At 69.3% G+C, this 14,191-nt stretch carries 14 protein-coding genes; 8 read left to right on the top strand and 6 right to left on the bottom strand.

What is annotated here, in order from left to right:
* Positions 1-108: 108 nt before the first annotated feature.
* Both ACGFU7_RS23920 and mshA read right to left on the bottom strand, forming a co-directional pair.
* Positions 109-627, bottom strand: a complete 519-nt coding sequence (locus ACGFU7_RS23920) for a YbjN domain-containing protein (RefSeq protein ID WP_393698061.1) — start codon at positions 625-627, stop codon at positions 109-111.
* Positions 620-1,972 (bottom strand): D-inositol-3-phosphate glycosyltransferase, encoded by a 1,353-nt coding sequence (gene mshA / locus ACGFU7_RS23915; protein WP_393698059.1) that lies wholly within the window; start codon positions 1,970-1,972, stop codon positions 620-622. Before mshA ends, ACGFU7_RS23920 begins: the two co-directional genes overlap by 8 nt.
* Before the next feature lie 206 nt (positions 1,973-2,178).
* Here mshA and ACGFU7_RS23910 point away from each other — a divergent pair, with 206 nt between their 5' ends.
* From ACGFU7_RS23910 to ACGFU7_RS23900, 3 genes are all read left to right on the top strand, one after another.
* Positions 2,179-2,955, top strand: a complete 777-nt coding sequence (locus tag ACGFU7_RS23910; RefSeq protein ID WP_393698058.1) for a class I SAM-dependent methyltransferase — start codon at positions 2,179-2,181, stop codon at positions 2,953-2,955.
* A 283-nt stretch (positions 2,956-3,238) separates the two neighbouring features.
* Positions 3,239-4,315: an NlpC/P60 family protein gene (locus ACGFU7_RS23905; protein WP_393698056.1), complete on the top strand. Its 1,077-nt coding sequence runs from the start codon at positions 3,239-3,241 to the stop codon at positions 4,313-4,315.
* Positions 4,316-4,815: 500 nt separating this feature from the next.
* Positions 4,816-6,180 (top strand): PP2C family protein-serine/threonine phosphatase, encoded by a 1,365-nt coding sequence (locus ACGFU7_RS23900; protein WP_393698055.1) that lies wholly within the window; start codon positions 4,816-4,818, stop codon positions 6,178-6,180.
* On the opposite strand, the gene ACGFU7_RS23895 is transcribed toward ACGFU7_RS23900, so the two are convergent.
* From ACGFU7_RS23895 to ACGFU7_RS23885, 3 genes are all read right to left on the bottom strand, one after another.
* Positions 6,162-6,497, bottom strand: a complete 336-nt coding sequence (locus ACGFU7_RS23895) for a DUF2516 family protein (RefSeq protein WP_393698054.1) — start codon at positions 6,495-6,497, stop codon at positions 6,162-6,164. The two genes, ACGFU7_RS23900 and ACGFU7_RS23895, sit on opposite strands and share 19 nt — an antisense overlap.
* Positions 6,498-6,620: 123 nt before the next feature.
* Complete coding sequence (locus tag ACGFU7_RS23890; protein WP_393698052.1) at positions 6,621-7,253, bottom strand: hypothetical protein; 633 nt, start codon at positions 7,251-7,253, stop codon at positions 6,621-6,623.
* Positions 7,254-7,280: 27 nt separating this feature from the next.
* Positions 7,281-7,784 carry a helix-turn-helix domain-containing protein gene (locus ACGFU7_RS23885; protein ID WP_393698050.1) on the bottom strand — a complete coding sequence of 168 codons (504 nt, stop codon included), beginning with the start codon at positions 7,782-7,784 and terminating at the stop codon, positions 7,281-7,283.
* 237 nt (positions 7,785-8,021) lie between these two features.
* Here ACGFU7_RS23885 and ACGFU7_RS23880 point away from each other — a divergent pair, with 237 nt between their 5' ends.
* From ACGFU7_RS23880 to ACGFU7_RS23865, 4 genes are read left to right on the top strand one after another with little or no spacing between them, the layout of a single operon-like run.
* Positions 8,022-8,831, top strand: coding sequence for a TnsA-like heteromeric transposase endonuclease subunit (locus ACGFU7_RS23880; RefSeq protein WP_393698048.1), 810 nt, complete (start codon positions 8,022-8,024; stop codon positions 8,829-8,831).
* 55 nt (positions 8,832-8,886) lie between these two features.
* Complete coding sequence (locus ACGFU7_RS23875) at positions 8,887-10,911, top strand: Mu transposase C-terminal domain-containing protein (protein ID WP_393698046.1); 2,025 nt, start codon at positions 8,887-8,889, stop codon at positions 10,909-10,911.
* On the top strand, positions 10,902-11,948 hold the full coding sequence (locus ACGFU7_RS23870) for a TniB family NTP-binding protein (RefSeq protein ID WP_393335801.1): 1,047 nt from the start codon (positions 10,902-10,904) through the stop codon (positions 11,946-11,948). Before ACGFU7_RS23875 ends, ACGFU7_RS23870 begins: the two co-directional genes overlap by 10 nt.
* Positions 11,945-12,895 (top strand): hypothetical protein, encoded by a 951-nt coding sequence (locus ACGFU7_RS23865; RefSeq protein WP_393335800.1) that lies wholly within the window; start codon positions 11,945-11,947, stop codon positions 12,893-12,895. The genes ACGFU7_RS23870 and ACGFU7_RS23865 overlap by 4 nt, the downstream gene beginning before the upstream one ends.
* Positions 12,896-12,902: 7 nt before the next feature.
* Here ACGFU7_RS23865 and ACGFU7_RS23860 read toward each other — a convergent pair whose 3' ends face one another.
* Positions 12,903-13,526, bottom strand: coding sequence for a TetR/AcrR family transcriptional regulator (locus ACGFU7_RS23860; RefSeq protein ID WP_393698044.1), 624 nt, complete (start codon positions 13,524-13,526; stop codon positions 12,903-12,905).
* A 69-nt stretch (positions 13,527-13,595) separates the two neighbouring features.
* Here ACGFU7_RS23860 and ACGFU7_RS23855 point away from each other — a divergent pair, with 69 nt between their 5' ends.
* On the top strand, positions 13,596-14,018 hold the full coding sequence (locus tag ACGFU7_RS23855; RefSeq protein ID WP_393698042.1) for a hypothetical protein: 423 nt from the start codon (positions 13,596-13,598) through the stop codon (positions 14,016-14,018).
* Positions 14,019-14,191 lie beyond the last annotated feature (173 nt).

Below are 14,191 nucleotides of genomic sequence, written 5' to 3'. Positions count from 1 at the left end.
CGCCCGGGCACGGCGAAAGAGTCGTGCACCGGGGAAATCTTCAGGGGGCAGGTCAGCTGAGCCGGTCGATCAAGCCTTGGCCGAGCCGGCCGGGACTCGGCACGAAGGTCAGTGGGCGGGGCGTTGGGTCAGATGCGTGAACGCATCCAGGTTCCGCGTGGACTCGCCGCGCGACACCCGCCACTCGTACTCCTTGCGGATCGCACGCGCGAAACCCAGCTCCAGCAGGGTGTTGAACGAGCCGTCGGCCGCTTCGAGGACCGTACCGAGCAGCCGGTCCAGCTCCTGCGGGGTGACCACGGAGAGCGGCAGCTTGCCGACCAGGTAGATGTCGCCGAGCTGGTCGATCGCGTAACTCACGCCGAAGAGGCGGAGGTTGCGCTCCAGCAGCCAGCGGTGCACCGCCGCGTCGTTCTCGTCCGGGTGGCGGACGACGAAGGCGTTGAGGGAGAGCGAGTGCTTGCCGACGAGCAGCGAGCAGGTGGTGGACAGCTTGCGCGTGCCGGGCAGCTTGACGACATAACTGCCGGATTCGGGGCTCTCCCATTCGAGCTCGGCGTCCTTCAGGGTCGCCTCGATGATCTGCGCGACCTGCGTCGTCACCGCTTCATCGGGTACGTCAGCCATGGTGCGAGCGTACGCGACGGCGGTGTTCCTGCATCGCGGCCGTGTACACGTCGGCGGTCGCGGACGCGGCGGTGTCCCAGCCGAAGCCCTGGGCGTGCGCGGCGGCCGCCGCGCCCATTCGGTCGACCAGTTCCGGCGCCTCGGCGAACCGGCCCAGCGCCTGTGCGTACGCCTGCGGATCGTGCCCGGGTATCAGGAAGCCGCTGACCCCGTCCCGTACCGCCACCGGGAGACCGCCCACGGCCGCCGCGACGACCGGGGTGCCGGCCGCCTGGGCCTCGATGGCGACCAGGCCGAAGGACTCGCTGTACGAGGGCATGACCAGCACGGACGCGGCCCGGAACCAGTCGGCGAGCTGGTCCTGCCCGACCGGCGGCTGGAACCGTACGACATCGCCGATGCCCAGCCGCGCCGCCAGCTTCTGCAGCCCCTCCGGCTTGGCGAGCCCACTGCCGCTCGGGCCGCCGACGACCGGTACGACCATCCGGCAACGCAGCGAGGGATCGCGGTCCAGCAGGGCGGCGACGGCCCGCAGCAGCACGTCCGGGGCCTTCAGCGGCTGGATGCGGCCGGCAAAGAGCGGAATCAGGGCGTCCTTCGGCAGTCCGAGGCGCGCCCGGGCCGCGGCGCGCCCGTCGGCGGGACGGAAGCGGTCGAGGTTGACCCCGGGGTGGACGACGGCGACGGACCTGGGATCGGCGTCGTAGAAGCGGACGAGTTCGTCCGCTTCCTCGGCGGTGTTCGCGATCAGCCGGTCGGCCGCGCTGACGATCTGGGTCTCGCCGATGACGCGGGCGGCGGGCTCGGGGGTGTCGCCCTCCGCGAGCGCCGCGTTCTTGACCTTCGCCATGGTGTGCATGGCATGGACGAGCGGGACGCCCCAGCGCTGGGCGGCGAGCCAGCCAACATGGCCGGAAAGCCAGTAGTGCGAGTGGACCAGGTCGTAGTAGCCGGGGCGCTGGCCGGCCCATGCCTGCATGACGCCGTGCGTGAAGGCGCAGAGCTGTGCGGGCAGCTCCTCCTTGGCCAGACCTTCGTACGGCCCCGCGTCGACATGCCGGACCAGGACACCGGGCGCCAGCTCGACCACCGGGGGCAGCCCGCCGGTGGTGGACCGGGTGAAGATCTCGACCTCGACGTTGATCGCGGCGAGGCGCCTGGCCAGCTCCACTATGTAGACGTTCATGCCGCCCGCGTCACCCGTGCCCGGCTGATGCAGGGGCGAAGTGTGTACGGAGAGCATCGCGACGCGGCGGGGTTTGCGGTGGCCGCCGGGGAAGGCGGCGGGGAACCTGAGGCGCGGCGCGACACGGCTGCTGCCGAGCCGGGAGACGTACTGACTCACGTCGTCCGGTCCTCCTCCACTCAGGGCACAACACCGAAGGGACCTGAGCCCCTTCGAGGGCTGCAACAGCGGAATCTCGCCTTTCATTTCCGCTTTACCAAATCATTACGATGAGGGGGTCGCATGCCGGGCCAGGGTTCCCGGCACCCTGCCCCGCCTTGCGCCCGCCGCCTTCCGCCTCCCGCGAGCTCGTTACGCTCGCTGTCATGCGCCCCATCGGCACCGCGACCCGCGGGACCACCAACCCGAACCGGCTCCGCCGCATGGACCGCTGGATCGCCGCCACCCACGGCCCGGCCCTGCGCCGCGCCGACACCCCCGTCGCCGTGGACCTCGGGTACGGCGCCGCCCCCTGGACCGCCGTCGAGCTGCTGCAGCGCCTGCGCACCGCCGAGCCGCGCACGGCGGTGGTCGGCATCGAGATCGACCCGGAGCGGGTCGCGGCGGCGAAACCGTACGAACGCGAGGGCCTCACCTTCCTGCACGGCGGCTTCGAGATCCCGCTCCCCGAGCACCCCGACCTCATCAGGGCGGCGAATGTGCTGCGCCAGTACGACGAGGCCGAGGTCGCCGCGGTCTGGCAGCGGCTGTGCGCCCGTCTCGCGCCGGGCGGGCTGCTGGTGGAGGGCACCTGCGACGAGATCGGGCGCCGGCACGTATGGGTGGCGCTCGGCCCGGAGGGCCCGCGCACGGTGACGTTCGCGACCCGGCTCGCCTCCCTGGACCGCCCCTCCGACCTCGCGGAGCGCCTCCCCAAGGCGCTGATCCACCGCAATGTGCCGGGCGAACCGGTCCATGCGTTCCTGCGGGACTTCGACCGGGCGTGGGCCGCGGCCGCCCCGTACGCCTCGCTGGGTGCCCGGCAGCGCTGGATCACGGCGGTGCGGGCACTGTCGGGCGACTGGCCGCTGGCGGACGGCGTACGGCGGTGGCGCCAGGGCGAAGTCACGGTGAAGTGGACCGCCCTCCAGCCCAACCGATAGCCCAACACGCGCTGAACAGACCCGTCGGACCCGTGTCCGGGGAAGCGGGCGGGAACGCGGACGGGGCATCGTTCGTCCAGACAGATGGGAAGCGATTCCCGGGACACGGGGAGCGATTCCCGGGGCATCGGTCGACCCGTGTGACCGTCAGGACAGCAGGTGTGTGCCTCTGTTGCTTTTCGGTACGGCATGGCACGATCTCGTCATCGGCGAAAAGTTACTGACGGTAAATCAGATTCATTGGATTGATCAGATTCATCGGGTTCATTCGGAGGGGGATCTCGTGAACCGACGTCACATTGCCGCAGCCGCGATCACTCTGGTCTGTGCGCTGACCGTACTCACCGCGCCGGTCCAGGCTTTCGCCGCGCCCGCACCCCCTTCCCCCTCCGCGGCACAGCCCCAATCCGGGTCAAAGGCGCCGAAGAAGAGCCTCGAAGAGGTACGCGAGGAGATCGACGCCCTCTACCGCAAGGCGGGGACGGCCACCGACGCGTACAACCTCGCCGAGGAGCAGGCCAAGAAGCAGTCCGGCGAGATCGTGAAGCTGGCCCGGGCCATCGTCGAGGGTCAGTCGAAGATCGCCGAGCTCAAGGCCCAGGCGGGAGCCCAGGCCCGCGAGCAGTACCGCACCGGAGGACTGCCGCCCGGCGCCCAGCTGATGCTCAGCGACGACCCGCAGCTGTTCCTCGACGGGGTGAACCGGGTCAGGGAGGGCCAGCAGGCCGCCCAGGGCGCCCTCGGTGAACTGACCAGGACCCAGCAGGACCTGGAGACGTACACCCAGGACGCGAGCACCAACTGGGAGAAGCTCGAAGCCAACCGTCTCAAGCAGGCCGAGGCCAAGAAGAAGATCAACGCGCAGATCGCCGCGGCGAAGAAGCTGGAATCCCAGCTGAAGAAGAAGGAGCGGGCCCGCCTGCTCAAGCTGGAGCAGGAGGCCGAGTACAAGCTGCAGACGGCCTGGCTGAGCTCCGGCGCGCTGAAGGACATCAACCGCGACGCGAGCGCGAACGGCAAGAAGGCGGTGGCTTTCGCGACCGCGCAGATCGGCAAGCCGTACGACTGGGGGGCCGAGGGCCCCGATTCGTACGACTGCTCGGGGCTGACGTCACAGGCCTGGGCGGCGGCGGGCCGGCCGATCCCGCGCACCTCGCAGGAGCAGTGGCGGCTGCTGCCGCACATCGCCGTCAAGGACCTGCGCCCCGGCGACCTGATCATCTACCACGGCGACGCCAGCCACGTGGGCATGTACATCGGCGACGGCGCCATAGTCCACGCCCCCCGCCCCGGCCGGAACGTCACGCTGGCGGGCGCGGGCTCGATGCAGATCCTCGGAGTGGTCCGCCCGGACAAGTAGGGGGCGCTGCCCGGACAGGCAGGGGGCGCTGCCCGTCCGGGCAGATCAAGCCCTGACGGCCGCATCAAGCCCGTCCGGCGATTGAGGACAAGGCGTTCCCCGGACGCCCCCGGAAGCCTCCCCGCCCATCACGGGCGCCCCCTCAAGCCCGTCCGGCGATTGAGGACAAAGCACCCGCCGGGGACACCCCACGGCACCCCCACGCGCCCACCGGAGTGACCCGCACCCCCGCGGAGCCCCGGGTCACCCCCACGGGAGTGACCCGCACCACCCGCCCCCCACCGCCCCGCGTGACCTTTGTCATGCCCCGGCACCCGCCCCCACCCCCACGCATCTCGCCGGATCCGTGACCTGACGCGGCTTATGGCGGTGCATATGACAGTGGCCGATCGCGGTACGCCATTCCGTTCCCCCACCGCGGACCGCTATGGTCCCCGTCTGGCGGGTCGTCGATCGTCGTTCCGCCGCGCCCTCGGGGGGAGGGAAGGAAACCCGAACCGATGCCCGAACCCGTACCGCAGCAGCGCGCCGTTCCCGCTGCGGAGGCCTCCCACGGCGCCGACCTCACCCTCCTGGTGATCGAGGACGACCCGGCGGGCACCTTCACCGTCCCCGAGCTCCCGGCCGCGGCCGGCACGCGGGTCCGTATCCGCACCGCCCGCAACCTGACCGAGGCGGGCCGGCTCCTCACGGACGACGTGGACTGCATCCTGCTGGACCTGGCCCTGCCCACCGGCAGCGAAGCCCGCTCCGCCCCCGCCGAGGGAGCCGACGAGCTCGCCACCCTCAAGCACGTCCTGCGGATCGCCCCGCGCCATGCCGTCCTCGCCCTCACGGCGGAGGACGACGCCGAGCTGGCCGCCGAGGCGGTACGGGTCGGCGCCCAGGACTACCTCTTCCGCGGCGAACTCGACGGACGGCTGCTCAGCCGCGCCATCCGTTACGCCGTCGAGCGCAAGCGCGCCGACGTCGCCCAGCACCAGCTCACCGAGTCCCGGCTGCGCGCCCAGGAGAACGCCCGCCTCGAACGCGGCCTGCTCCCCACCCCGCTGCTCGAAGGCTCCGATCTGCGCTTCGCGGCCCGCTACCGCCCCGGCCGCAGCCGTGCGCTGCTCGGCGGGGACTTCTACGACACGGTCCGTACGCCCGACGGCACCGTCCACGCGATGATCGGCGACGTCTGCGGGCACGGCCCGGACGAGGCGGCGCTCGGCGTCGAACTGCGCATAGCGTGGCGGGCGTTGACCCTGGCCGGGCTCTGCGGCGACGAACTGCTCTCCACGCTCCAGCAGGTCCTGGAGCACGAGCGGGAGAGCGAGGAGATCTTCGCGACGCTCTGCACCGTCGACATCGCCCCCGACGGCCGGCGCGCCGGCCTCTGCCTGGCGGGCCACCCCGCCCCGCTGATCACCCGGCAAGGACAGGCCGCGCGCCTTCTCCCGTACGAGGACGGCGGCCCGGCCCTGGGCCTGCTGCCGCGCGCCCGCTGGCCGCGCCGGCATGTCGATCTCGGCGGCTCCTGGAGCCTGATGATGTACACGGACGGGCTGATCGAGGGACGCGTGGGGCCGGAGGGCACTCAGCGGCTCGGCCAGGACGGCATGGTCGCGATGATCAACCGCCAGCTGGCGGAGGGGCTCACCGGCGAGGATCTCCTGGAGGCCGCGGTCGCCCAGGTACGGGAGCTGAACGGCGGCGAACTGACCGACGACGTCGCGGTCCTGCTGCTCGACCGCGACCAGGCACACACCCGCCGACGGGGCCCGAACGGCGACCGGGGCCGGAGCATCCCGCGCCCCCGCCCCGAACAGGCCTCACCCACGGCCCCCGCAAACGCCGCGGACGCTCAACGCCCGCCGTTGTAGGGCCCGTACGGCCCGTCACTGCTGGAACCGCCGCGCCGGCCGCCGCCACCCGAGACCGCCCTCAGCGCCGGCCGTACGTCCACCAGGAAGACGATGGACGCGACCGCGCCCGCGAGCTGCAGGAACAGCATCGGCACGAAGAGATTCACGGCGACGGTGATGCCGAGGATGATCAGCCAGAAGGACTTCTTCTGCTTGTCCGCGGCCCGGTAGGCGTCCTCACGGGCCGTCGCGGCCATGAACAGTGCGACCACGGCCAGGACGAGCATGACCATGTAGAGCAGCCAGATGAGTGTGCTGAATCCTGTGAGCAACATGGTGTGCACCGCCTAATAAGTGGATGAGCTCCTCGCGGCCAAGGTACCGGGACAACGAGCCGGGCACCCCGAAAGGTGCCCGGCTCGCGCCCGGGTACACACTCCGGCTGTGGCGCCGAGGCCCTACTTCGCGGTCGGCGGAGTGGTCTTCTTCGCAGCGGGCTTGCGCGCGGGCGCCTTCTTGACGGGCGCGGCCGGGGCCTTGCTCTCCGGCTTGACGGGCTTCGGGGCGGGCGAAGGCTTTACCGGGCCCGGCTTGGCGGCCGGCGCCGTCTTCACGGTGCCCGTCGGCTTGGACTCCTTGCGCGGCTCGACGACGACGGCGATCTCGACGATCTCGTCGGCCGTCTCGCCACGCCAGTTCTTCACGGTCTGCTCGCCGCGCTCGGCGACCTTCTCGTACGTCTCCCGGGCCCGCACCGCGTACTCCGCGGCCACGCCCAGACTGCGCAGCGCCAGGTCCTGGGCGCTCTCGCCCAGCTTCCGCAGATCGCTGTCGAACGACCCGATCACCTCGGTGACCTTGGCCTGCACGGTGGCCTGCGCCTCCTTGGCCTGCGAGGTCACCTTCTCCTGCACGGCCTTGGGGTCGGCGTTGCGCACGGCCTCGATGCGCTCCGGCGCCTCGGTACGCAGCTGCTCGATCAGCGACGGCACCTTGCGTGCCTGCTCGACGGCGATATCGGCCGTACCGGCGGCGAAGTAGAGGGGGGTCGGGTCGGTGAGGGTCTTACGCAGGTCATCGGTGATGGCCATGACTGTGGTCCTCCCGGATCATCAGACTCAGTGTGAGGGTTTTGAACGCTTTGAAGCTGTGCCGGCATCGCTGCCGCCGGCCGTGCGGGGACCGTCGGCACCGGGGCGGCCGTCCGCACCGGCCCCCGGTCCGGACTCGCCGCCGGTCTCCGATCCGGCTTCGGCGCCGGATTCCGGTCCGGGCTCGAACCCGTTCTCCTTGCGGAAGGAGTCGTAGATCTGCAGCAGAACATTCTTCTGCCGCTCGTTCATGGACGGATCGGCCAAGATCACCGCCCGCGTCTCCAGCTCCTCCCGCTCCCGCTCATCCAGAATCCCGGCCCGTACGTAAAGGGTCTCGGCGGAGATCCGCAGCGCCTTGGCGACCTGCTGCAACACCTCGGCGCTCGGCTTGCGCAGCCCGCGCTCGATCTGGCTGAGATAGGGATTGGACACCCCGGCGGCATCGGCGAGCTGCCGCAGCGACAGCTGCGCATTGCGCCGCTGCTCGCGCAGGTACTCACCGAGATTGCCGACGTTGAGTGATGCCATACCCCGATGGTGCGCCACCCTTGCTAACTTTTGCAAGCACTTGCTTGCAAAAGTGCGCCACACCACTCGCATGGCCCTTTGTGACTCGCAGCGATAACTGTTGTCCCGTCTCCGTGCAGTTGAGGCAATCCCGGTCTTTGTGAGGCATCTGGTCACACGTCTCGCTCAATCTCGGGCATTCGGTGCGGTGTCTCGGTCAATCTGAGGCAGCGGTTCGCTCTGTCTTCTACGGTCGTTATGGCTGGTCAGCGCGCCAAGTGGAGGTGGCTGGTGGAGGCAGGGGACTTCTGGCTGGAGTACGTCGACAGCCGCGGCGAGTCACAAGGTGGGCCGCTTGAGGTGGTGTGGCCTGTGTGCTTCGAAGCGGTCGGGCAGGTTCGGGTGTTCCCGTCGTACCGGGGGCAGCGCAATTTCCCCGGCTGGTACTGGGCTTCGACCAGCGCCGAGTTGGTGGGTTACGAGTCATGGGTGGAGCTCAGCCACCTGATGCGTCTGGATGCCGAGCCGGAGGTGGTCGGGGTGGCTTCCCAGCCGTTTCGGCTGTCGTGGCGTTATGGCGGCGGGCACCGACGGATCAGGCACACGCCGGACTATTTCGTACGTCGTCGGGACGGCAGGGCCGTGGTGCTGGACGTGCGTCCGGACGAGTTGGTCGAGCCGGAGGACGCGGCGAAGTTCGCGGCTACGGCGGTGGCCTGCGCCCGGGTGGGCTGGGGCTACGAGCGGATCGGGGTGATCGATCCGGTACTGGCGACGAATCTGCGCTGGCTGTCGGGCTACCGGCATCCGAGGGTGCGGCGTGAGCCGGTGGCGGAGTGTCTGCGGGCGGTGTTCGCCCAGCCGCAGGGCTTGCTTGCCGGGGTCCAGGCGGTCGGAGATCCGATCGCCGTGCTGCCAGTGCTCTTCCATCTGCTCTGGCACCGGGCGCTGGCCGTGGATCTGGTGGGCGAGCGGTTGTCGGCGGCGACAGTGGTGCATCCGGCACCCGTCGCTGCGAGGGATGTGGAGAGCGGTGCCGGCGCGTCCGCGGCTTCTGTCGCTGGGTGACCGGGTCCGCTATGAGGGGCGCGAGCAGAGTGTTGTGGCCTTGCATGGAACGGCGGTGCGGCTGGTCGACGATGCCCAGGCGGCGAGCGTGGTGTTGCTGGGTCATCTGCTGGCCTCCGAGGGGTTTGCCGTGCTCGGTACGGGTCCATCCCGCCCGCCGTTGCCGCAGGAGGGGGTGCTGGATGGCCTGCCCGAGGAGGAGGCGGAGCGGGTCCGGTGGTGGCAGCGGCATCTGACCGAGCTGATGACGGGCCATCCAGATGCCGATCACGGCACGCCGGTGAGAGCCGAGTACGACCCAAACGTGCGCTCGGTGCGCCAGCGGGAGCTGGCCAAAGTCGCCGAACTCCGGGAGACCGGCGAGGAGGTGGCCTTGAGCACGCTCCAGCGACTGCGCGCCCGTTTCGAGCGCGAGGGGGTGGCGGGGCTTGTGGACCGGCGGCTGGTCAAGCCCTCCACGGGGACGGGCCGAGCCGATCCGCGGGTGGTGGCGGCGATCGAGAAGGTCGTGAACAGCCGGACCGACGAGGCGACCGTGTCCGCGCAGGTGCTGCGGCGCCAGGTCGAACGACTCCTGGCGGACGAGCACGGCGTCGGGGCGGTGACGATGCCGTCGCGAGCCGCGTTCTACCGGCTGCTTCAGGCGGTCTCGACGGGACGGCATCTGCTGGGCTCGGCCCGCACCCGCCGCTCGCTGGGCAAGCAGCCGAAGCGGATGTTCGGGCAGCTGGCGGCAGCGCGGCCGGGCGAGGTGATGGAGATCGACTCCACACCGCTGGACGTGCTGGTCGTCCATGACGACGGGACGGTGGACCGCTGCGAACTGACCGGGCTCGTGGACCTGGCGACGAGAACCCTCGCGGCAGTGGTGCTGCGACCGTCCACGAAAGCGGTCGACGCCGCGCTGCTGCTGGCACGGGCGATGACACCGGAACCGGTGCGGCCAGGCTGGTCGGACGCACTGCGCATGTCCAGGTCGGTGCTGCCCTACGCCTCGCTGCTGCCGCTGGACGAGCGGCTCGCCAAGGCCGCCGCGAAGCCGGTGATCGTCCCGGAGACAGTGGTGAGCGACCGCGGGAAAGCATACATCTCGGACAACTTCCGCAACGCCTGCCGTCACCTGGGGATCTCGTTCCAGCCCGCGCACCCCGATACCCCGACCGACAAGCCGCACATCGAGCGGACGCTGGGCTCGGTTTCAACGATGTTCGCCCAGTACGTGGCCGGTTACACCGGCCGCAGCGCCGAGATGCGCGGCAAGGACCCTGCCGCGCAAGCGGCCTGGTCCATCCACGAACTCCAGGACCTCTTACAGGAGTGGGCCGTCGCCGTCTGGCAGACGAGACCGCACGACGGTCTGCGGGACCCGCTGATGCCGGACCGTCCGCTGAGCCCGAACGAGAAGTACACCGCGCTGGTTGCGGCGGCCGGATACGTGCCGGTCGCCCTGGCTCAGGAGGAGTACATCCAGCTCATGCCCCGCGAGCGGCGGGTCATCGGACCTGGCGGGGTGCGGATCAACAACCGCACCTACGACGCCCGCGCACTCGGCCCCTACCGGCGCCAGTCCTCGGGGGCCGGTCCGGACGGCAGGCTCTGGGAGGTCCACTACGACCCCTACGACATCTCCCGTGTCTGGGTACGCAACCACCGCGAAGACGGCTGGATCACCGCGACCTGGCGCCACCTGCGCACCTCGCCCGTCCCCATGGGAGAGCTGATCTTCGACCGGGCCCACCAGATACTGGCCGAACGTGAACAGCGCAGGCCGGACGAGGAAGCCGTCGCCCGCGCCGCGGTCGAGCTGCTGAACCGGGCAACCGACGGCCCCGACGACCATCCCGTCCGGCGGCAGAAGGGGAAAACCCGAGCGGACGAGCGGCGCGACCGCAAAGCGGCAGCCCGCACCCGGGCAACCAGCACCGCTGCCTGGCCCCGGCCCGAACCGTCCGGACGCGAGGAGCCGCCGCCGGACGAAACGGTCCGCGATTCCGAAGAAGCCGAGGAGACCGAGAAGTTGGCCAAGGTATTGCCGCTGGGCATCTTCGACGCACGCGAGGAGGCGAAGCGATGGTGGTGAACCCTTCCGACGACGGCATGACACCCACAGACGAGGAGCGCATCGAGCCGCCGACGACACTGGCCGGGTGGCGGCACTTCATCGACAGGGACGCGGCCACCTTCCAACTCGCCTCCGCCCGAAGCTGGGAGGTGATGGACGACCGGGTCCGCAACTCCTACAACGAGCGGCGCATCGACTACCACTCCGAACTGCAAGTCGTGCGGACGTCCACGGTCAACGAAGTCGCCCACCAGGGAAGACTGCTGACCCTGCTCAACCGCCGGGAGCACGGTGCCCGGAGGGGCCTGATCATCTCGGGTGAACGCACCACCGGGAAGACCACCGCTCTGCGGCAGCTCGGCAGACTGCACGAGTTGCGAACCCGGCAGCGCTACCCGGACAGCAGGCGGGTCCCGGTCGTCTACGTCACCGCCCCGCCCAAGGGGTCACCCCGCAAACTCGCCATCGAGTTCGCCCGGTTCCTCGGGCTGCCTGCGATCTCTCCCCGGCACAACACCGTCGATATCACCAGCGCCGTCTGCCAGGTCCTCATCGAGGCCCGCACCGACCTGGTCCTGGTCGACGAGATCCACCTGATGAACCTGGCGACCACCGCCGGTGAAGAACTGTCCGACCACCTGAAGTACTTCACGGAGCACCTGCCCGCGACCTTCGTCTATGCGGGCATCGACGTCGAGCACTCCGGACTGTTCACCGGCATCCGCGGCGACCAGATCGCGGGCCGCTGCACACTCCTGCACACCGCACCCTTCCCGCTCAACTCCCAATGGGAAGCGCTAGTGGTGACGATGGAGGCCACGCTCCGGCTCCACCACCACACGGCCGACATCCTCGCCGGCCTGCACCCCTACCTCCACCAGCGCACCGGAGGCATGATCGGAAGTCTCTCCCATCTGATCCGGGCCGCCGCGATCTCCGCAATCCTCGACGGCAGCGAACGCATCACCCGCCGCCGGCTCGACAGCATCCACGTCGACCACGCCAGTGAAAGGGCCTTCCGGGGCGAAGCCCGACGCGGCAGGGACGCCGGATGAACGGCCGCCAGAGAGGCCCTGCTCCCGTCACCTCACTGCCGTTCACTCCCGTCCTGCTCCGTCCGCTGCCACATACGGTCACCCCGTTCGCGAACGAGACGCTCAACTCCTACCGCCGACGCCTCGCTGCCGCGAACCAGACCGAGTTCCGCACCATGCGCAACCCGTCACACTGGCTCCAGTGCCCGCTCAACGAACTGGAACGGCTGGAACTCATCAGCGGCCAGCCCCGCACGACCCTGCTCTGGGCACTGCCAGAACTGCGGCACCACGCACCCGACATCGTCCCGCCACCCGAGACCTTCATCGTCAACCACCGGCCCGCCTGCGACCTCTGCGCCTGGCGCTCCGGCAGCAATGGCCAGCCCATCCAGGTCTACATCCGAGGGTTCCACGACAACGTCTGCATCCGCCATCAGCGCTGGCTGAGCTACGGACACGTGAACGAATCCAAGCAGATCGACCTGTCCCAGGCTCCCGAAATCGTTCAGGCCCAGATTCTTCTGGACCAGCTCGAACGTCGGCACGGCGCCTCCGTTCTCTTTGAGTGTTACCGCCGGTGCGAAAAGTTCTGGACGGAAGTAGACAATCGGGCACTGGTGCACCGAGACAGAGACGCCGTGCTCCAGCGCATCTACCGACCCAGCAACGGGGCTCTCCCGGACCGCTTCGCCGTCCATCGAACACCACGGCTCAAACGAGCCGCCAACTATCCCCAAGCCGCCAGGTTCACGAAGCTGATCATTTCCCTGGCACAGCGGCCGGAGATCGAACGCAGAGTCGGACACCTCTCCGGCACCACCCAGTTCGAGTTCGAGCAAGCCTTCCACCTGGACCACCGCCCCCGAGGCATAACGCTCCCCTGGCTCCGCAACGGCCTTGTCGGCTTGGTGGAAGTCGTCGCAGATCTGACTCACGACGGTGAACCCGAAGACCCCTCAACTTGACTGACCATCACGAAGCATCCGCATCGTGATCGATGAGGGACATCCCGGATGCCAGAGCGCGGGCAACGTCGGCGAAGTACTGCTCGTCGGCACCAGGGGCAAGACCGAGGGGGACGCCCTGGCCGAGGCCGACGAAAACTGCCCTGAGCGCGGTGGTCAGGCGTTGCGCCTGGTGCGACGTCACGACGCTTCCGTTGTGCGACCTTCCAGTGAACAGCGCAACCAGGTGGTCCTCCTGCGACCGGATGGACGCGGCGAGCTGGGACCCCAGTTCTGGGTCATGCAGGGCCATGTCCAGCAAGGTGATCTGGAGCGACAGGCCAGACAGCGCGTCCGGGGCGTCACAACTGCGCCGGCAGTACCGGGCAAAGGCGTCGACCGCTTCCAGCAGATCAAGTCCAGCGGGAACCGCCTGCTCGATCTCCTCGTAGTGCGGCCGCAGGTAGTCGGCGACCAGGGCGACCACCAGGCCGTTCTTGCTCCCGAACAGTGAGTAGATGGCGCCGGTGGTCAGGTCGGCGCGTTCGGCGATCTCATCGAGTTTGGCCCGGTATCCATCCCGGGACACGACCTGGAACGCGGCGTCCAGCAAGGCACGGCGGTTGCGTTCCTTGGCCTCTGCTCTCGTCATTCTCATAGTTTGATTATTACCGTAATCTCGTTACGGAACCAATCAAGACGAGCTTCAAGGAGGACGCACATGGCCCAGGTCGTGGCACCGCGGGTGACCCGCCAGACGGTGGGCGCCATCGCCGATGGCGCTTTCAAGGTGTTACTCGCCACTCTCTACATCGCCGGCGCCGCCCCGCTCGGCCGGTTACTCGGCACCCCGGCCTGGCTGATGGTCGTCTCGGGCGTGGCCCTGCTGATCAGCGGCGGCATCGAGATCAGATACACGCGCAGCCGGTCGATGCGCACCTACACGCAGCTGATGATTGCCTACGACAGTGGCTGGGTGCTGGCTGCTCTGACCGGCCTCCTGATGGCGCGGCAGCGCAGCAGCGCCGGGGGTGAAGTCTGGATGGGGTATCAGACAGCCGCCCCCATCATGTTCGCTGCACTGCTAATCGCCGCTGCCCCAATGCGGATGACCTCGGGCACTCAGCGTGACGCCTCGGATTGAGCGAGACTGTCCAGCCCGCCCCCGTCTCGCTCAAGCTGAGGCACCCCAGGTCAGGACCTCAAGCTGCCTCACCTTGAGCGAGACCGGACAACTGTCACTCGCAGGGGTTTCTGTCACCAGCCGTCCGTAGCCGTCGAGCGGTGAGCCGTGACGGGCCAGCTGGAACCTGGTCA

The organism is Streptomyces sp. NPDC048473 (genome assembly GCF_043200155.1).
Lineage (GTDB): Bacteria > Actinomycetota > Actinomycetes > Streptomycetales > Streptomycetaceae > Streptomyces.
This window is presented reverse-complemented; position numbering and strand designations above follow the sequence as displayed.